The organism is Nonomuraea sp. NPDC052116 (assembly GCF_040680035.1).
GTDB classification, from domain to species: domain Bacteria; phylum Actinomycetota; class Actinomycetes; order Streptosporangiales; family Streptosporangiaceae; genus Nonomuraea; species Nonomuraea angiospora_A.
Genome location: NZ_JBFAWA010000023.1, coordinates 143,255 through 161,755 on the forward strand (window position 1 = coordinate 143,255; position 18,501 = coordinate 161,755).

Annotated in this window: 17 protein-coding genes and 2 pseudogenes; 8 read left to right on the plus strand and 11 right to left on the minus strand. The window is 72.3% G+C overall.

Annotated features, from left to right (window positions below; all coding sequences use genetic code 11):
• Positions 1-286: 286 nt before the first annotated feature.
• The 4 genes and pseudogenes from AB0L65_RS37740 to AB0L65_RS37755 form a co-directional block, all read left to right on the plus strand.
• Positions 287-2,086, plus strand: coding sequence for a hypothetical protein (locus AB0L65_RS37740; RefSeq protein WP_364255644.1), 1,800 nt, complete (start codon positions 287-289; stop codon positions 2,084-2,086).
• Positions 2,083-2,472 carry a hypothetical protein gene (locus AB0L65_RS37745; RefSeq protein WP_364255647.1) on the plus strand — a complete coding sequence of 130 codons (390 nt, stop codon included), beginning with the start codon at positions 2,083-2,085 and terminating at the stop codon, positions 2,470-2,472. Before AB0L65_RS37740 ends, AB0L65_RS37745 begins: the two co-directional genes overlap by 4 nt.
• Entirely contained in the window at positions 2,469-3,686 is a 1,218-nt protein-coding gene (locus tag AB0L65_RS37750) for a hypothetical protein (RefSeq protein ID WP_364255650.1), read from the plus strand. Before AB0L65_RS37745 ends, AB0L65_RS37750 begins: the two co-directional genes overlap by 4 nt.
• Before the next feature lie 27 nt (positions 3,687-3,713).
• Positions 3,714-4,310 (plus strand): annotated as a pseudogene (locus AB0L65_RS37755) (response regulator transcription factor); the annotation flags it as partial.
• An 8-nt stretch (positions 4,311-4,318) separates the two neighbouring features.
• On the opposite strand, the gene AB0L65_RS37760 reads toward AB0L65_RS37755, so the two are convergent.
• A complete protein-coding gene (locus AB0L65_RS37760; protein ID WP_364255653.1) occupies positions 4,319-5,089 on the minus strand; it encodes a protein phosphatase 2C domain-containing protein in 771 nt (256 codons plus the stop codon).
• A gap of 72 nt (positions 5,090-5,161) precedes the next feature.
• Between AB0L65_RS37760 and AB0L65_RS37765 the strand changes: the two genes are divergently transcribed.
• Together AB0L65_RS37765 and AB0L65_RS37770 are read left to right on the plus strand one after the other, a co-directional pair.
• Complete coding sequence (locus tag AB0L65_RS37765; protein WP_364255655.1) at positions 5,162-6,148, plus strand: sigma-70 family RNA polymerase sigma factor; 987 nt, start codon at positions 5,162-5,164, stop codon at positions 6,146-6,148.
• A 61-nt stretch (positions 6,149-6,209) separates the two neighbouring features.
• Positions 6,210-7,010 (plus strand): nuclear transport factor 2 family protein, encoded by an 801-nt coding sequence (locus AB0L65_RS37770; protein WP_364255658.1) that lies wholly within the window; start codon positions 6,210-6,212, stop codon positions 7,008-7,010.
• On the opposite strand, the gene AB0L65_RS37775 is transcribed toward AB0L65_RS37770, so the two are convergent.
• Entirely contained in the window at positions 7,007-7,369 is a 363-nt protein-coding gene (locus tag AB0L65_RS37775; protein ID WP_364255661.1) for a MerR family transcriptional regulator, read from the minus strand. The genes AB0L65_RS37770 and AB0L65_RS37775 overlap by 4 nt on opposite strands.
• Before the next feature lie 65 nt (positions 7,370-7,434).
• Here AB0L65_RS37775 and AB0L65_RS37780 point away from each other — a divergent pair, with 65 nt between their 5' ends.
• Positions 7,435-8,076: an SDR family NAD(P)-dependent oxidoreductase gene (locus tag AB0L65_RS37780; RefSeq protein WP_364255664.1), complete on the plus strand. Its 642-nt coding sequence runs from the start codon at positions 7,435-7,437 to the stop codon at positions 8,074-8,076.
• Here AB0L65_RS37780 and AB0L65_RS37785 read toward each other — a convergent pair.
• The 5 genes from AB0L65_RS37785 to AB0L65_RS37805 form a co-directional block, all read right to left on the minus strand.
• Positions 8,065-8,775, minus strand: a complete 711-nt coding sequence (locus AB0L65_RS37785) for a GNAT family N-acetyltransferase (RefSeq protein WP_364255666.1) — start codon at positions 8,773-8,775, stop codon at positions 8,065-8,067. The two genes, AB0L65_RS37780 and AB0L65_RS37785, sit on opposite strands and share 12 nt — an antisense overlap.
• Before the next feature lie 67 nt (positions 8,776-8,842).
• On the minus strand, positions 8,843-9,913 hold the full coding sequence (locus tag AB0L65_RS37790; protein ID WP_364255669.1) for a hypothetical protein: 1,071 nt from the start codon (positions 9,911-9,913) through the stop codon (positions 8,843-8,845).
• A gap of 57 nt (positions 9,914-9,970) precedes the next feature.
• A complete protein-coding gene (locus tag AB0L65_RS37795; protein WP_364255672.1) occupies positions 9,971-10,471 on the minus strand; it encodes an SRPBCC family protein in 501 nt (166 codons plus the stop codon).
• Positions 10,468-10,833 carry a metalloregulator ArsR/SmtB family transcription factor gene (locus AB0L65_RS37800; RefSeq protein WP_364255675.1) on the minus strand — a complete coding sequence of 122 codons (366 nt, stop codon included), beginning with the start codon at positions 10,831-10,833 and terminating at the stop codon, positions 10,468-10,470. The genes AB0L65_RS37795 and AB0L65_RS37800 overlap by 4 nt, the downstream gene beginning before the upstream one ends.
• Before the next feature lie 21 nt (positions 10,834-10,854).
• Positions 10,855-12,093 carry an acyltransferase gene (locus tag AB0L65_RS37805; RefSeq protein WP_364255678.1) on the minus strand — a complete coding sequence of 413 codons (1,239 nt, stop codon included), beginning with the start codon at positions 12,091-12,093 and terminating at the stop codon, positions 10,855-10,857.
• 29 nt (positions 12,094-12,122) lie between these two features.
• On the opposite strand from AB0L65_RS37805, the pseudogene AB0L65_RS37810 reads away from it, so the two are divergent.
• Positions 12,123-12,335, plus strand: a pseudogene (locus tag AB0L65_RS37810) (LuxR C-terminal-related transcriptional regulator); the annotation flags it as partial.
• 570 nt (positions 12,336-12,905) lie between these two features.
• On the opposite strand, the gene AB0L65_RS37815 reads toward AB0L65_RS37810, so the two are convergent.
• The 4 genes from AB0L65_RS37815 to AB0L65_RS37830 form a co-directional block, all read right to left on the minus strand.
• The gene (locus AB0L65_RS37815) at positions 12,906-13,721 is read right to left on the minus strand and encodes a pentapeptide repeat-containing protein (RefSeq protein ID WP_364255681.1); all 816 of its coding nucleotides are present in this window, start codon (positions 13,719-13,721) and stop codon (positions 12,906-12,908) included.
• Between the two features lie 120 nt (positions 13,722-13,841).
• The gene (locus AB0L65_RS37820; RefSeq protein WP_364255684.1) at positions 13,842-15,614 is read right to left on the minus strand and encodes an NAD+ synthase; all 1,773 of its coding nucleotides are present in this window, start codon (positions 15,612-15,614) and stop codon (positions 13,842-13,844) included.
• Between the two features lie 33 nt (positions 15,615-15,647).
• A complete protein-coding gene (locus tag AB0L65_RS37825) occupies positions 15,648-17,186 on the minus strand; it encodes a BTAD domain-containing putative transcriptional regulator (RefSeq protein WP_364255687.1) in 1,539 nt (512 codons plus the stop codon).
• Between the two features lie 85 nt (positions 17,187-17,271).
• Positions 17,272-18,465, minus strand: coding sequence for an MFS transporter (locus AB0L65_RS37830; protein WP_364255689.1), 1,194 nt, complete (start codon positions 18,463-18,465; stop codon positions 17,272-17,274).
• Between the last annotated feature and the right edge of the window lie 36 nt (positions 18,466-18,501).

Here is an 18,501-nt window from a genome sequence, read left to right on the forward strand (position 1 = left end):
CGCGACAATCGTCGTGCTCACGTCAGGTCTGCTGTTATCCGGCGGCACCGCTTTCGCCCATGAGGAGCGTCCGGTGACGCTGCCTGATGGTACGGGGGCGGTGCCGGTGCTGCGGTCCGGGGAGCCGGATCTGCTGGTGTGCAAGACGGATAAAGCCGACTTTGAGCGTCGAATCGCGAAATTTCCGGAGGATCTCAAAGCCCGCAACCTCGACCTTTTCGCGAAATGTCAGCAAAAAGGGGTTAGACACCTCCAAGAAGCCGTCGACCAGGTCGACCGCCCCGGAATGACGATCGCCATTCTCCCCGGACTCTACCGCGAGGAACCCAGCCAGCCCGCCCCCACCGGCGCCTGCGCCCAGCTCACCGCCCGTTGGTCCACGTGGGGCTACCAGATCCTCTCCTTCGAACAGCAGCGGCAGTGCCCCCACAACCAGAACCTCGTCGCCATCCTCGGCAAGAAGGACCTGCAGATCGAGGGCACCGGAGCCGATCCGCTCGACGTCGTGATCGACGCGGAGTACCGCAAGCTCAACGCCGTCCGCGCCGACCGTACCGACGGCATCTACTTCCGGAACTTCACCGCCCAGCGCACCACGTTCAACTCCCTGTACGTGCTCGAAACCGACGGTTTCGTCATCGACCGCGTCCTCACCCGCTGGAACGACGAGTACGGCTTCCTCACCTTCGCCAGCGACCACGGCCTCTACACCGACTGCGAGGCGTACGGGAACGGCGACGGCGGCCTCTACCCGGGCAGCGCCTCCAACCTCAACGACGGGCGCGGCCACGACGTCCCCAGGTACGCCATCGAGATCCGCCGCTGCAAGAGCCACGACAACGCGCTCGGCTACTCGGGCACCGCCGGCGACTCGATGTGGGTGCACGACAACGAGTTCTACGACAACATGGTCGGCGCCACGATGGACAGCCTCTGGCCCTCGCACCCCGGACTGCCGCAGAACCACGCCAAGTTCGAGAACAACAAGATCTACGACAACAACCGCGACTACTACCGCTACACCCGCGACGGCACCTGTGCCAAACCCCCGGCCGAACGCGGCTACGAGCGGGGCGTGGTGTGCTCACAGGTGGGCGTGCCCCCGGGGACGGGCATCCTGGTCGCGGGCGGCAACTACAACGTCTTCAGGAACAACCGCGTCTGGGGCCACCGGCGGGCGGCCTTCCACCTGTTCGGGGTGCCCGCGTTCATCAGGGGCGAGAACGACCTGGCCAAGCAGGCCGACACCTCCGACTACAACCGCTACGAGGGCAACGTGTTCGGCGTGAGCCCGACGGGCGAGCGGCGGCCGAACGGGCTGGACGTGTGGTGGGACGGGCAGGGCACCGGCAACTGCTGGCAGGGGGACACGGGCGCGTCGTCGCCCGCCGTCCTGCCGGTCTGCGCCGCCACGGCGCCCGCGCTGTCGGGCGGCGCGAACCGCCTGCTGGCCGAGCCCGTGAAGCTGATCAAGCTGTACCTGTGCGCGGACTTCAGCGCCTCGCAGGCCCGCCTGCCGGCCGGGTGCGACTGGTTCGGCGCGTCGGGGCCCGGCAAGGTGGAGACGCAGCTCGCCCTCGGCGGCTCGGCGGTGCTCGGGCTGCTGCTGGGGCTGTTCTGGTGGCGTTCGCGGCGGGGCGCGCGGCGGCACGGCGGCGACGGCCGGTCGGGGAATGGCGTGGCGCCAGCGGTGACGGCGATCGTCCGGCGCCGGCATCGGCTGGTCGTGGCCGGGAGCGTCGCCGGGGCCGCCGGGCTCGTGCTCGACGTGGTGGCGGCGGCCGTGGACAGCACGTCGCAGGCCGGGGCCGCGCTGCTGCTCATGGGGGCGTGGTGGCTCTGCCTGGGTGCGGCCCTGCGGGGCAGGCGGCCGGCGTTCGGCCTGTTCACGATCGTGGTGGGGCTGCTGGCCTGTGCCGACGCCTTCGACCGGTTGGTGTACCTGATCCCCCTCGTCCCGCTGGGGCCGGGGTGGATCCGGGGACTGCTGACCGGGCTCTGGGTGCTCTGCGCGGTCGTGGTGCTGGCGCCGCGGCGCAGGGGCACCGCGCGGGAGACGCCCGCCGAGGCCGAGGTGAGCGCGTGAGCGGGTTCGTCCGCATGGCCGGGTGCGTGCTGGCGGGCTGGCTCGTCACGGCGTGCGGGCCGCTGTCGGAGACCCACCACAATCCGGGCAACAGCCACGAGGTGGCCACGGCGGCGCCGAGCGGGCAGACGGACGCCGTGATCACCGTCGCCCGCGGCCAGGTGAGCCCGCCGCCGGGCTGGCTGGAGGTGGCCAAGGGACGGCAGGTCAGCATCACGGTGACCAGCGACGTGGCCGACGAGCTGCACGTTCACGGCTACGACATCGAGGCCGAGCTGCGGCCGGGGGTGCCCGCGACCGTGCGCTTCACGGCCGGCCTGACCGGGGTGTTCGAGGTGGAGACCCACAGGAGCAAGCTGGTCCTCACGCAACTGGCGGTGCGGTGACGGCGGGGGTCCTCGCGCACGGGATCGGTACGCGCAGCGACCTGCCGATCCCGCTCTTCTACGCCTACGCGGGTGCTTTCGCGGCGCTCGTCGTCTCGTTCCTGGCGCTCGGGCTGCTCTGGGCCGACTCCCGCTTCCGCGGCGACCGGGCGGGCCTGGTGATCCCGTTGCGCCTGCCGGGCCGCCCGGCGCGCGTGCTGACCCTCCTCGCCGCCGTCTACACGATCGGCCTGCTCGTGGCGGGTCCCGCGGACGGGAATGCGGGGCCGTACCTGGTGTATGTGCTCTTCTGGGTGGGTCTGGTCCCGGCATCGCTGCTGCTCGGCCCGGTGTGGCGGGCGCTGAGCCCGTTCCGGCTGCTGCCCGACCGGCCCCGGCGCCCGCTCCCGCGCCGGCTCGGCTACTGGCCCGCCGCCGCGGGCCTGCTCGCGTTCACCTGGACGGAGCTGGTCGCCCCCGAGCCCGCGGCGCCGTTCACGCTGCTGACCTTCTGCGCCCTGTACGCGGCCATCCAGCTCGCGGGCACCCTCGGGTACGGCCACGCCTGGCTGGAACGCGGCGACCCGTTCGAGGTGTACTCGACCCTCATCGGCCACCTGTCACCCCTCGGCAGAAAGGCGAACGGCGACCGCGTCCTGCGCAGCCCGTTCGACGGCCTCGACGCCATCCAGCCCGCCCCAGGCCTCGTCGCCACCGTCTGCGTCCTGCTCGGCGGCACCGCGTACGACGGCTTCTCCGGCACCCCCGCCTGGGTGAACGCCCTCCAGTCAGGCCCGCTCGGCCGCACCGGGCTGGGCACGCTCGGCCTGCTGGTCGCCGTCGCGGGGGTGGCCCTCCTGTACGCCGCCTGCCTCGGCGCGGCCGGACTGATCGGCGGCACCAGGGGGCTGACCGCCCGCTTCGCCCACTCGCTGGTGCCGATCGCCACCGGTTATCTCATCGCCCACTACTTCTCCCTCCTGGTCATCGAGGGCCGGCACGGCCTTCTCCTGGCGCTCGGCGTGGCCGCCCAGCCCGACCCGAACGCCGTCGAACCCGCCACGATCGCCGTCGTCCAGGTGCTGGCCATCGTGGTCGGCCACGTGGTGGGGGTGGTGGCCGCCCACGACCGCTCCGTCCGCCTCCTGCCGCCCGGCCGCGCGGTCGCGGGTCAGATCCCGCTGTTCGTCCTCATGGTCTGCTACACGATCGGCGGCCTGACACTGCTGCTCTGAGCGGAACGGGCCCGACTTCCGGCGGAGGTGGTGGGGGAGGCGGGCGACGGCGCGCAGGCGGTCTCGATGACCCGGGCGCTGCGCCCGGACGTGGTGCTGATGGACGTGCGCATGCCGGTGCTCGACGGCATCGAGGCGACCAGGCGCATCGTCGGCTCGGGGTCCGCGTCGCGGGTGCTGGTCCTGACCACGTTCGACCTCGACGAGTACGTCTACGCCGCCCTGCGGGCCGGGGCCAGCGGCTTCCTCCTCAAGGACGTGCCCCCGGCGGACCTGCTCACGGGCGTACGCGCGGTCGCCGCCGGGGACGCCATGGTGTCGCCCGCCGTCACCCGCCGCCTCATCGACGCCTTCGCCGCCCACCTGCCGGACCCGGACACCGGCCGCACGGCGGCCGACGAGCTGCTGCACCGGCTCACCGAGCGGGAGCGGGACGTGCTGATGGAGGTGGCGCGGGGCCGCTCCAACGTGGAGATCGCCCAGGCTCTGACGGTCTCGGAGGCGACGGTCAAAAGCCATGTCGGCCGCATTCTCGCCAAACTCGATCTGCGTGATCGCGTGCAGATCGTGGTGCTGGCGTACGAGACGGGAATCGTCCGGCGCGGCGACGGTGGAGTGCCCTGATCACGTGTCTACGCCGTGACCGCGAGGAGCACCGCGGTGACGTTGTCGTGCCCTCCCGCGTCCAACGCCTGCCCGACCAGCGCCCGCGCGTCCGCCAGCAGCTCGCCGTGGGGACGCAGGGAGTCCAGGCCGGGCAGGTGCCGCCACAGGCCGTCGGTGCACAGCAGCAGGCGGCCCGGCCCCGGGGGACGGTAGCTGCGGATACGCGGATCCGGGTCGCCGGCGTCGGCGCCCAGCCAGGCGGAGAGCGCTTCGTGCGCGCCCGTGTCGTCCTCGGTCAGCGCCATCCCGGCACCCTCGTCCGGCAGCCAGTACGCGCGGCTGTCGCCGATCCAGCAGGCCCAGATCCCGCCCTGGCCGGCGACGCCCGCGACGTACGTGCAGGCCGGCGCGGCGTGCGCCGATTCGGCCAGGGCGGCGACCGCCCGGCCCGCGCGGGTCGCGGCGTCGGCGAGCGCGGTTTCCGGCAGCGCGCCCGCCCGCAGCCGCGCCGCCAGGGTGGCCGCGCCCGTGTCGGCCGCGATGCGGGCGGCGCGCTCGGAGCGGGGCGACATGGACACCCCATCGCACACCACACCGATCGTCCACGTGCCGTCCCCGGTCAGCGCCATCGCGTCGGCGTTGACGCCGCGCCGCAGCCCACGGTCGCTGACCCCCGCCCCGCCGCCGGTCGTGATCTCCAGGTGTGAGCGGAAGGCCGGTTGGGCCTGGCCGCAGTCCCAGCAGTGGCCGTCCGGGGTCACGGTGCCGCCGCCGCAGAGGGCGCAGTGTGTCGTCATCTCCCCTCAATCGTGGCAGAGCGTGGCGATCCGGGCGCGGTAGCTTGGGCGCACCGGGAGGGGGACAAAGCGATGGCGGGTGAGGCGACGGCGGCGGAGCTGCTGGCCGCGGCGCGGGGTGGGGACGACCTGGCGTTCGGGCGGCTGGTCGGGCCGCTGCGGGACGAGCTGCGGGCCCACTGCTACCGGATGCTGGGGTCCGTCCACGATGCCGAGGACGCCGTGCAGGACACGCTGGACCGGGCGTGGCGGAACCTGGCGCGGTTCGAGGACCGCGGGTCGATCAGACCGTGGTTGTACAGGATCGCGACGAACCGAGCGCTGACGCTCATCGAAAGCCGGGGCCGCCGCGAGCTGCCCGCCGACCTCGACCCGGCCGGTGGCGAGGTGGCGTGGCTGGAGCCGTACCCGGACAGCCTGATGGCCTGGACGGCGGGACTCGGACCCGAGGCGCGGGCGGTGGCCAGGGAGAGCGTGGAGCTGGCGTTCGTGGCGGCGCTGCAGCACCTGTCGGCCGTGCAGCGGGCCGTGCTGCTGCTGCGCGACGTCCTCGGGTACGCCGCGCGCGAGGTCGCCGACCTGCTGGACACCACGGTCGCGGCGGTCAACAGCGCTCTCCAGCGGGCCAGGAAGAACCTCGCCGAGCTGCTTCCCCCGAGCACCCAGCGGCAGACCCTCGGCGAACTGGGCGAGGCGGGGAGCCGGGAGCTGGCCCGCAGGTACGCGGCCGCCTGGGAGGCCGGGGACGTGGACGCCATCGTGGCCATGCTGGCCGAGGACGCGAAGTACTCGATGCCGCCGCTGGCGGCCTGGTTCGAGGGGCGCGACGGCATCCGCGGGTTCCTGCTCGGCGGACCGCTCCAGGAGCGCTGGCGGATGCTGCCCGCGCGGGCCAACGGGCAGCTGGCGTTCGGCACGTACATGTGGGACGAGAAGCGGGCGGCCTACCTCCCGGCCGGGCTGGACCTGCTGGTGGTGCGGGGCGGTCAGGTGGCGGAGGTGGTGTCGTTCCTGGAGGCCGATTTCGCCGGTTTCGGCCTTCCCGAGGAAGTGCGATGAGTTTCGGGATCCGCCCGGGTTGTACGTCCGGAACGAAGGTATCGACCCGGAAGGACCCCCCATGTCCACGAACGAAGACCAGATCCGCGACCTCGTCCTGCGCTGGGCCGAGGCGGTGCACCGCGGCGACCTGGAGACGGTCCTCGCGGACCACGCGGCGGACATCGTGATGTTCGACGTGCCGGAGGACGTTCGCGGCATCGAGGCGTACGAGAAGGCCTGGCCGCCGTTCTTCGAGTGGCAGGCGCAGGGGGCGGCGTTCGAGATCGAGTCGCTGGACGTCGTCGCCGGTGACGGCGTCGCCTTCGCGTACGCGCTGCTGCGGTGCGGCATGCCCGCCGACGACCGGCGGCTGCGGCTGACGCTCGGCCTGCGCGAGGAGGGCGGCCGGTGGGTCGTCGCGCACGAGCACCACTCGTTCCCGATCGCCGACGACGGGGCGGCCGTGCGGGAGGTGCGCGGGGTGCACGAGCGGTGGTACGCGGGCACCGCGGCCAAGGACCTGGACGGCATGATGGCCGCCGTCGCCGACGACGTCGTGTCGTACGAGCACGACGCGCCCCTCGAGTACGTGGGCGCCGAGGCGGTGCGGGAGGTCTGCGCGCGCGGCCTCGACGAGGGACCCGACGTCCGCTTCGACATGCCGGAGCTGAAGGTCATGGCCAGGGAGGACCTCGCGGTCGCGTGGGGGCTGAACCGGGTGCGCGTGGGCGGGGGCGCTGAGACGTGGTCGCGGGGGACGCGGGTGTTCGAGCGGCGCGACGGCTCCTGGGTGATGATCCACCAGCACGTCTCCTACCCGAACGACCCGGCCACGGGCGAGGCGCGGACCGACCTGTGCCCCGGCCCTGCCCGGCGCTAGGCGGGCGGCCGGACGGTGGCGAGCATGGTGTCGAGGGCGCGCTGGGATGTCTGCAGCCGCTCGATCGTCCCGGCGATGCGTTCGCGCTCTTTCCGCAGGTTGTTCACCATGCCCGGGCACGCGGTCGGCACCATCGCGTCGCCGTCGTCGTGGACGCAGGGCAGCAGGAGGGCGATGACGGTCGTCGGGAGTCCGGCGGCGAGCATCGTACGGATGTGGCGCACCGACGCCACGTCCGGCTCGCCGTACTCGCGGTAGCCGTTGGGCAGCCGCACCGGCCGCAGCAGCCCCTGCTCCTCGTAGTAGCGCAGCAGCCGCCTGCTCACCCCGGTGCGGTGGGCCAGCTCTCCGATCTTCATATGCTCCTTGACCTTCACATCGATGTGACGCCTTAGCTTCCGATCACAACAACGGAAAGGAGCCGATGATGCCTGGAGTTGTGATCATCGGAGCGGGGCCGGGGATCGGCCGGTCCGTCGCCCGCCGGTTCGCGCGGGAGGGGCTGCCGGTCGCGCTCGTCTCGCGTACCGGCACGACGCTCGACCTGGACGGGGTGCTCGCGTACAAGGCCGACAGCGCCGACGAGGACCAGCTCAGAGCGGCCCTCGACGCGGCCGCCGCCGAGCTGGGCACGCCGGACGCCGTGGTCTACAACGCCGCGATCATCCGGCCGGACGCGCCGGGCGAGGCGAGCGTGCGGGCCCAGCTGGACGCCTGGGCCGTGAACGTGGTGGGGGCGCTCGTCGCGGCAGCGCACGTGGCGCCCGCGATGGCCCGGCGCGGCAGCGGGTCGTTCCTCATCACCGGGGGGATGCCTGAGCCCAAGGCCCAGTACGTCAGCCTGTCGCTCGGCAAGGCGGGTGTGCGGACGCTGGTGGCGCTGCTCGACCAGGAGTACGGGCCCTCGGGGGTGCACATGGCCAGCGTCACCGTGGCCGGACCGGTCGCGCCCGGCACGGCCTTCGACCCCGACGACATCGCCGAACACTACTGGCGCCTGCACACCCAGCCTCGGGAACTGCGGGAACGGGAAGTCCTCCACGACGGCACGGCATCACGTCCGTGAGGCGGTCGACCCGCGGGGTGTGAGTTTCCAGAGCCAGCCGATCGCGTCGAGCCCGAGCCGTCCGGCCACCCGCTGGGAGGAGTGGTTGTCGGCACTGGTGCTGTAGAACAGGCGGACGCCCGGCAGCAGGCCTGCCCACGCGGCGGTGGTCGCCGCCGCGTACCCGCGGCCCCGGAAGGCGGGCGAGGTCCAGGTGCCCGCCTCGGCCCCCTCGGGGGTCAGCCGGGCGCTGTGGCAGATCGCGGCCACCTGTCCGTCCTCGACGATCATCGCCCAGGGCGCGCCCGCGCCGCCGGCGAGGAGCTCGTCCCACTCCCCGGGCTCCCAGTCCGCGGGGCGCGGCGGGCGCAGGCGTGCGGCGTGCGACGGGTCGTCCGACCTGATGACCTCGGCGGGCGCCTCGAACCTGAGCGGCGGCCGCACCAGATAGCACGGCCCTCCGGACACCGCCCGCCCGCCGCCCAGCAGGGCGTCGCACCGCGCCAGGACGTCAGGCGGGTGGCCTGGGGACGACGGGACGCCCTGGGAGACGAGGTCGAGAAGCTGCGTGGCGACCGGGTCGGGCACGTCGGCGCGGACCGCGGCGGTCATGCCGTCGGCCGCCACGCCGATCACCAGCTCCTCCGGCCCCGGCAGGCGGCCTCGGCCGTCGAGATGCCAGATGACGCCGAGCTCGACGCGAAGCAGGTCGACGCTCATGACTCCTCCGGCCCTGGCAGGCGGCCTCGGCCGTCGAGGCGCCAGATGACAGCGAGCAGGTCGACGGTCATGACTCCACCAGTGTGAACGCGGCGCTGGCCGCCACCCTGCCGTTGACGATCACGTCGAGCTCCCGGGTGCCCGGCGGCTCGTCGCGGGTGGTGACCGGGCGGAAGGAATGGCTCTTGCGCACGGTGAACGTCGTTCCCGACCCCTCCGCCTCCCGCAGGCCCAGGTGGAACACCCGGCGCGAGCCCGCCCGCCGGATCGCGTACTTGAGCAGCACAGGACCCGGCGCGCCCGCCGTGACCGTGACGGCGAAGGCCAGCCTGCCGCCGACGGCCACCGTGTCGGAATCGAGGGCCAGCAGGTCGACCGCGCCGCTGCCCGGGGTGGCGCCCATCAGCGCCAGCGCCTCGGGATGGCCGGAGCGCAGCAGCCCGCGTACGGCGTGCCGCAGCACCTGCTCCACGTGCGAGCCGCCGTCGGAACGCCATCGGGCCAGCAGCTCCAGCGCCACCTCCGGATGGTCCTTGGCCAGGTCGTTGACGTGGTTGGCGACCGAGCGGCGGACATATTCGCTCGGGTCGTCGCGCAGCCGGTCGAGCAGGGGCAGGGTCGGCCCCGGCGCCATCAGCCAGCGCACCCGGGCGCCCCACGGCAGCCGCGGGCGCGACCCCTCCGAGGCCAGGCGGCGCAGATGCTCGTCGGGGGACTCCGCCCAGCCGTACATGATCTTGAGCGCGTCGTCGCGGTAACGCTCCAGGTAGGGCCGTACGGCGAACTCGCCCGTCGCGTACGGCGTGAGCACGGCCAGCGTGCCCATCCCCGCCTCCAGGTGGTCGAGCCCCTGGACGGCCGTGTGATCGGTGGCCGGCCAGCCGCTCCACATGTCCAGCGCGACCCGTGAGGCGCACTCGCGTACGACCTCGGCGGCCTGCGGGTAGGGCAGCGGCAGCGCGTCGTGCAGGGCCGCGGCGACATGCCGGACGCGGTCCTTGAGCTCGAACCCGTCCAGCCCGGTCAGGGCGCGCGCGGTGAAAGCGGCCCGTGGGAACGGCGCCCAGGCGGCGGCCAGCCCGTCGGCCAGCACGGATATGGACTCGGCGTTGATCATGTCCTTGAGCGGTTGAGGCACGCGCCCACTGTGCCAGCCGCCACCGACAATCCGTCAGCCCTGCCGGGAGACATTGCCTCAGCCCTCCTGGGACAACCCCAGGAAGTAGGACCGCATCGAGGGATAGTAGTCGTCGAAGTCCGGCGTGGGGGAGCCGTCGCGGGAGGCCACAAGCATGTCGAGGTAGTACTCCCAGCCGGGGCCGACCTCGCCGATCGCGTCCTCGGTGTCGAGATGGTGGACGAACCGCAGCTCCGTCGTGCCGTCGCGCTCCTCCAGCAGCAGCTCGACCCGCCAGGCCCCGAACTCGTCCAGCGCGGACAGGGCCAGCCGCCTCGGCGGTTCGCATGCCTCGATGCGCATCTCGGACCAGGGGGCCTGCTCCTCGTACACCAGCTGCACCTTGATCGTCTGGCCGGGCGCGCCGTGACCCTCCCACGGGCCGAACCAGCGGGCGGTGCGGTCGGGTTCGGTGATGCTGGCCCACACGTCCTCGGCGGGCGCGCGGAACGTCCGGCTGAGTACGAGGTCGCTCCCCTCGCTCGTCCCGAACAACCGGCCGGTGGGGATACGGTTCATGCCGACTCTTCCTCTCTGCTGCTCTTGGTCCTGGTGGTCGGGCGGCGCTCGCGGCGGGTCCGGTAGACCTCGGTCTCCAGCGCGTCCAGGCGGTGCTCCCACCCGGAGGGCCGGCCGAACTGGGCGAGCCAGGTGATGAGCTCGTCGAACGGCTCGGGTTCGAGCGCGTAGAAGCGCTGCCTGCCGATCAGCTCCGCGCGAACCAGCCCACTCTCCCTGAGCACCCGCAGGTGCCTGCTCACGGCGGGCCGGCTGATGGCGAACCGCTCGGAGACCTCTCCGGCGGACAGCCGCCCGTCCCTGAGCATCTCCAGGATCCGCCGCCGCACCGGGTCCGCGATCGCCCCTGCCACCTCGTCCACGGTGAAAGCGTAACCTACTGGTTACGCGTTTGCCAAGCGCGCCCTCCTGGATGGCGCCCGCTCGCGCGCGTGGAACGCGACCCAGCACACCGCCAGCGCCAGCCCGAACACCGGCACCCAGCCCAGCCGGGCCAGCACCCACTCCGGTCCGTCGGGCACCGTGTGCAGGCCGGGGAGGGCTTCGCCCGCGAGCAGCCCGAGCGCGGTGACCAGGATCATCGCGCTCTGGTGCCACAGGAAGATCGTCATCGCGGACAGGTTCACCAGCGCCACCGCCGCCCACACGGCCGGCCGCCGCAGCGCCCGGCGCAGCGGGCCGAGCAGGAGCAGGGCCGCCCCGCACTGGGCCAGGCCGAAGGAGACGGCCGCGAGCGTGGGCGGGTCGAGGTTGGAGACGGCGGCGCCGGGCACCCCGACCATGGCCGCCGGATACCCGGCCCCGACCACCAGCCCCACCGCTCCCACCGCCCCGCCGACCAACAACACCCACCCGGCGGTACGACTCCGCAGCGCCCCGCGTGCCCAGGCCGCACCCAGGCAGTACGGCACCAGCCAGCCGGCCACGACGTTCACGGAGCCGAGCGACTCGCTCAGCCCGTGGGACTCCAGCCACCCGGCCAGGGCGCTGACGGCGCCGACCCACGAGGACCCGCCCACGCCGTACCGGACCAGATCGATGACCGCGACGGTCACCAGCGGCCACATCGGGTGCAACCGGGCCACCAGGGGAGTCGCCGCCGTCAGCACCGCGAACACCACCAGGAACCACATCGGCGACAGCACCAGCTTGACCAGCCTGGCCACGGTCACGGTGTCGGCTCCGGCGGCCAGCATCCCGGCCACCGTCACGCTCCAGACCGCCAGCACGACGCCGACCGGCCGGAACAGCCGCGCCAGCCGGGCACCCAGCCACTGCCGGTACGTCCCGGCCGCCGCGCCCCGGCTCCTCGCCGCCGCGTACCCGCCCACGAGGAAGAACACCGCCAGCGTCTGGAACAGCCAGGTCGCGGGGGCCAGCTGCGGCATGTACCGCAGCGGGCTGGCCACCCGTATCGCGCCGCTGTCGAGCACCAGCGCCGTCACCAGCCAGTGCCCGAGCACGACACCACCGATGGCCACTGCCCGGAGAGCGTCGATGGCGCGGTCACGATCGGGCGGGGTAGCACGCTCGACCCGCCGCACGAGGTCACGCAACGGCGCGAGTACGCGGCGCCGCCCGGTCGCGGCGGCGCGGCCGACCCGCGATGCGAGGTTGCGCACCGGCTCGCCGGCGCGGCGCTGCTCGGTCCCTCGACGGCATCACCGATCGGGAACGCGAGGTGCTGACCCTCATCGCTCGTGGGCTGTCCAACACGGAGATCGCCACCGACCTGGTTCTGAGCGTTGCCACGATCAAGGCGTACGTGACGAGGTTGCTGACCAAGCTGCATGCCCGTGACCGCGTTCAGCTCGTCATCATCGCCTACGAGGCGGGCCTGGTGTCAGCGTCCCGCGACGGATAGGTCGCTTTGCGACGAGGAGCCTCTCGCCGGGTGGCGTCGTTTCCGGCAGGCGTCTGGCGAGAGGCTTTCCCTCGCGTGGGGGAGGTCTGTCGGAGGGGGCGGTTGGATCTGCCGGGAGAGGTCTGCTGGAGGGGGTCGTCGGGGGCGGTCGGCCAAGAGGTAGCTGGAGGGTGGTCGGGCGAGAGGTAGCTGGAGGGTGGTCGGGCGAGAGGTAGCTGGAGGGTGGTCGGGCGAGGGGGGCTGCCGGAGCGATGGGCAGGGGCATCGCACCGTTAAGGCCGGACCGGACACCTGCGGGCGGGAGGGACTCCAGGCGGGAGGACCCCCGTCCCCGCATCCCCGGACCCGCATCCCCGGACCTCGGAGGACGGCCCCGGACCCCGGACCCCGGACCCCGGACCCCGGACCACGGGTTCCGGACCGCGGAGCACGGGCCCAGGACCACGGACCACGGACCGCGGGCCCCGGACGCGAGCCGTGTTGTCCGGGTGCGGCGTGAGCGCGGGTGACCAGGATGCTCGACACCGTTCGGAGTGTTCGGCTGGGCGGTGTGTGGCTCAGGCTCAGCTCTCAGGACGGAAGGCCGAGTGCGCCTTCCAGGTGGGCCTTGCGGGAGGTTGTGCCGTCCAGTTGGGCGCCGGTGAAGTCGGCCTGGCGGAGGTCGGCGCCGGTGAAGTCGGCTGCGCGGAGGTCTGCGCCGGTGAAGCGGGCTTGCGGAAGGGCTGCGTTCTTGAAGTGGGCTGTACGGAGGTCCGCGTTGGTGAAGCGGGCCTGGGACAGGGTGGCGTCCGTGAAGTCGATGCCGCGCAGGTCCGTGCCGGACAGGTCGTTGGCGCGGAGGGTGACGCCGTCCGCGGCCACGGGGCCGGTGGAGACGGGGCCGCGGTCGGACGTGCGGTCGCGGCGGCCGAGCACGGTCAGGGCGGCCTCGACGGTCAGGTGCGGGCGGGGGGTCGCCTGGCCGCGGGCCCGGTCCTGCAGGTACGCGGCGATGCTCAGGGTCGCCTTCCAGGCGAAGGACGGCGCCTCGTGGGCGATGTCCTCCAGCTCGTAGAGGCCCTGGACCCGGGCGCTGGAGTCGCTGGACCTGAGGTCCTTCAATGCCTGGTCGTAGCGCGCCTGAAACTGCTTCTGGGTCTCGAGCGAGACGGTCTGGGAGCTGAAGTAGAACGTGCCGACCAGGCCGGCCAGGGAGAGCGCGGCGGTGACGAGGGAGCCGACCTGCAGGAGCATCGTCCGGGTGGCGGTCACCGCCTCGGCCCGCTGGTCCGGCGCAAGCGCTTTGACGTCCGCGGTCATCCGGCGGGTGACGGGGCCGAGCAGCGCCCCGACGGCCACGGCCGAGCCGGCGACCACCACCCCGAGCACGATCATCAGAAATGTCATGGTGCGCCTCTTCCGCTGATAAGGCCCGGCGTCCGAAGGATCGGCCGGGCCATATTAGCGGTGCGTTAATGACTCTTTCTTGGGTTGATCGTGGTGTTGGGATAAGAGCCTTACGGCCGATTAATCGGTGGTTTCGCGCCATCTGTTGGTGATGGGGAGGCGGCGGTCGCGGCCGAAGTTCTTCGGGGTGATCTTGGGGCCGGGCGGATACTGGCGACGCTTGTACTCGGCCAAGTCGACCAGCCTGATGATCCTCGTGACCAGCTCCGGATCGTGGCCCGCCGCGATGAGCTCCGTCGAGCCCATGTCCTTCTCGACGTAATCGTCCAGCAGGCGGTCGAGGATTTCGTACGGCGGAAGGGAATCCGTGTCGCGCTGGTCGGGGCGGAGCTCGGCGCTCGGCTCCTTGGTGATGGAATTTTCGGGAATGGGGGTTTTCGCGTCGAGCAGGAATTGCGGCAGCGAATTGGCGTTGCGCCACCTCGACAGTTCCCAGACCATCGTCTTCGGGACGTCCTTGATGGGGGCGAAGCCGCCGGCCGAGTCGCCGTAGAGGGTCGAGTAGCCCGTCGCCAGCTCGCTCTTGTTGCCGGTCGTCAGGACCAGGTGGCCGTGCTGGTTCGACAGGCCCATGAGGATCATGCCGCGTACCCGCGCCTGGAGGTTCTCGGCCGCCAGGCCCGAGAGCTCGATCTCCTTCTCGAAGGCGTCGACGATGTCGGCGATCGGGGCGATCCGGGAGTTGACGCCCTGCCTGCGGACGAGTTCCTCGGCGTCGGCCAGGGAGTGGTCGGAGGAGTAGCGCGACGGCATGAGGACCACGTTGACGCGCGAGGGGCCGATGGCGTCGGAGGCGATGGTGGCGGTCAGGGCCGAGTCGATGCCGCCGGACAGGCCCAGGATGACCGACTGGAAGCCGTTCTTGGCCACGTAGTCCCGCACCGCCAGGACCAGGGCCGCGTACACCTCGCCGTGCAGGTCGAGGTGCTCCGCGATCGCCGCGGGAGCCGGTTCGTACGGCTCCACGGGGTCCGAGGAGAGCACCAGGCGCTCGACGGTGATGGTGGAGCCGTCGCCCGCGTCGTACGGGAAGAAGCCCGGCTCGGCGTCCGAGACCGGCAGCTCCAGATCGACGGTCAGCAGCTCCTCCCGGAACTGGCCCGCCCGCGCCACCAGCTCGCCCGAGGCGTCCACCACGATCGAGTCGCCGTCGAAGACCAGCTCGTCCTGGCCGCCGACCTGGTTGACGTAGACGAGGGCGCAGCCCGCCTCGCGGGCCCGGCGCGCGCAGAGCTCGAGCCGTACGTCGTCCTTCTCCTTCTCGTACGGCGAGGCGTTCGGCGAGATCAGCAGCCCGGCGCCCGCCTGGCCCACGACGGACACGGGCCCGCCCTCCTGCCAGAGGTCCTCGCACACCGCGATCGCCACGTCCACGCCGTGCAGCCGGAAGATCGGCAGCCGGTCGCCGCGCACGAAGTAGCGGTATTCGTCGAACACCCCGTAGTTGGGCAGGTGGTGCTTGGCCGTACGGGTCACCACCTGGCCCTTGTGGAGCACCGCGGCCGCGTCCAGCGGGGCGCCCTTCGGCTGGCCGACCCGGGGCGCCAGTCCGGCGCGGTCGACGTAGCCGACCACCACCGGCAGGTCGCCCAGGCCCTCCCGCTCCAGCCTGCGCGCCACCTCCTCCAGGGTCCGGATGCTGGCGTCCACGAAGGACGTACGCAGCACCAGGTCCTCCACGGGATAGCCGGTGAGGAACATCTCGGTGAAGACGACGAGGTGGGCTCCACGATCGGCGGCGTCGCGGGTCCACGCGATCAGCCGCTCGGCGTTGCCGTCAAGGTCGCCGACGGACGGGTTCATCTGGGCCAGGGCGATACGCAGTTGTGCCACGTCGCCAAGCCTAGTACGGCGCGATTTTTATCGTCAAAGCGACGAAAAGGAAGTCTTTTCTCCGGGTGTCACAAAACCTGACTCATACGCGGCCATAACCAGCTGTGCGCGGTCGAACAGCCCGAGATGCTCCAAGAGCGACTTGACCATGATGGCCACCTCCTCCTCGGACAAGGAGAGCGTCTGGCCGATCTGGCGGTTCGTCAGGCCGCGGGCGACGAGTTTCAGTACGTCGAGCTGGGAGTCGGCGAGACCGGCCAGCGCCGGGGGAGAGGCCGGGTCGACGCGTCCCGCGAACCCCGCGATCAGCCGGGTCGTGATCGTCGGGTCGATGAGCGCGTCCCCGGCGGACGCGGCCCTGATCGCGGCCAGGAACTGCTCGGGAGCCGACGTTTTCAGGATGAATCCACTCACTCCAGCACGCAGTGCCGCATAAAGGTTCTCGTCGCTGCCGAACGTGGTCATCATGATCACCTTCGGCGGCCGGTTTTCGGACAGGATGCGGCGGGCGGCGGCCAGGCCGTCCAGATGGGGCATCTGGATGTCGAGCAGCACCACGTCGGGGCCGGTCTCGGCCACGAGCGCGATCGCCTCCTCGCCGTTGGTCGCCTCGCCGACCATCGTCACCCCGGGCTCGGCGTCCAGCATCGCCCGCACGCCCGCCCGTACGAGTGCCTGGTCGTCGGCCACCACGACCCGCAACGGCGCGGTGTCGGAAACGGCGGCGGGCACACCGGCGGGCACACCGGCGGACACACCGGCGGGCACAGCGGCGGACACAGCGGCGGGCGCCTCCACCGGAGGCTGCGATAGCTCCTCGGGGGCCGGGGACTCCAGGCGCTGGGCGAGCATGTCGGCCTCCAGGCGCTGCAGCCCTGCCGACAGGTCGAGGCCCAGTTCGTCCCGCCACACCGAGCGCGCCCTGCGCAGCGCCGCCAGCGCGTCGCCCTGGCGTCCGAGCCCGTACAGGCCCGTGGCGAGCAGCCGCCAGGCCTCCTCCCGCAGCGGGTACGCCGACGCGTGCGCCTCCAGGTCGGCCACCAGCGACGTGGCCCGGCCCAGTGCGAGGCCGGCCCCGGCCCGGCGCTCGACGGCGATCAGGCGCAGCTCCTCCAGCCTGCCCGCCTCCGTCGCGGCCCAGCTCAGCTCGCCGAACTCGGCCAGCGCGGGCCCCCGCCACAGCCCCAGCGCCGTGTCCATGGCCGCCCACACCCGGCCCGGGTCGCCTTCCGACTTCACCAGGGCCTCGAACCGCCACGCGTCCACCTGCTCGGTCGCGGCCCGTAAGGCGTATCCGGGTGGTGCGGAGACCAGGACGCGGGCCTCCTCGCGGGGTGCGCGATCGGGTTCGAGGGCGCGGCGCAGGCGGGAGACGTACCCCTGGATGGTGGACAGGGCCTGTGCGGGCGGCGCGCCCGGCCAGAGCTCGTCGATGAGGGTGTTCACGGGTACGGCGCGGCCGCCGGCGACGAGCAGGCGCGCGAGCACCGCCCGCTGCCGCTGGCCGCCGAGATCGAGAGGGGCGCCGTCGGCCCAGGCCTGGAACGGTCCCAGCGCGGTGAATGTCAGCATGTCAGGCGTAACTTTAGAGGGAGACGGTTCTTGGGTATATGGCGAATTCTCCCAAGGTACGCGTCTCCCGTGCCCCGAAACGCCGTCAGCGGCGTCTGATCGCGGGTCCGAGCAGAAGCATGCCCGCCGCCGACAGCACCCCCACCCCGCCGATCGTGAACCACAGAGCCTGGGAGCCGATCTCCAGCAGCGGCCCGCCGATCAGCGGCGCCAGCACCGCCGCCAGCGACCACGAGAACCCGAACAGCCCCGAATACCGCCCCCGCAGCTCGGCCGGCGCCAGCGTGGCCACGACCGCGCCCGGGATGCCCGCCGTGATGACCTCGCCCGCCGTCCACACCACGATCGTCACCACCAGCCCGAAGGTGGTCTCGACGAACGCCGTCATCGCGAACCCGAGCGCCATCACCGACAGCCCCAGCGCGAACATGCGGGCGGGGTCCCGGCGCCCCAGCCACCCCGACACCAGGGGCTGCACGATGACGATCAGGATCCCGTTCAGGGCCATGGCCACCCCGAACTCCCCGGCCGACAGCCCCACGACCTTCGTCATCGCCACCGGCAGCATGGTGAACGTCTGCGAGTAGACCAGCGCGTTCCCCAGCGCCACCAGCGTGAACCCGATCATCACCCGGTCCCGCAGCACCACGCCGAACCCGCCCGCGGACTCCCGCGCCGCCGGCTTGGTCTCGGGGACGGCCCGCCACACCAGCACGGCGAAGACCACGCTGGACAGCGCGTCGATCCAGAACAGCCAGAGGAACCCGAGGCTCGCCAGCCAGCCCCCGGCCGTCACGCCGACCGCGTACCCGAGGTTGATCCCCCAGAACAGCAGCCCGTACGCCCGGGGCCGCTCCTCGGGCGAGACCAGGTCCGCGACGAGGGCGGACGAGGCGGGCCGGTAGATGTCCATCACCAGGCCGAGCACGAGCATCGAGGCCACGACCGCCGGCAGCGAGGTGCTGTAGCCGAGCGCCAGCATGGTCGCGGCCGTGGCCAGCATCCCGCCCGACAGCGTGGCGCGGCGCCCGATCCGGTCGGTGAGCACCCCCGCGACCAGCTGCGACAGCAGCGAGCCCACCCCGAACACGCCCATCACCAGGCCCGCCGCCGCCACCGACAGGCCGCGGCTCTGCGTCAGGTAGACGCCGGTGAAGGGCATGACCATGGTGCCCAGGCGGTTCACCACCGTGCCGCCCCAAAGGGCCCAGAACGCGCGGGGCAGCCCGCCGATCTGGGACCGGATAAACGACCTTCGCTCAAGAGTTGTGCTCGACACGCGACAAAGCCTCATATGCCGGGTTTGTGGGGGCGA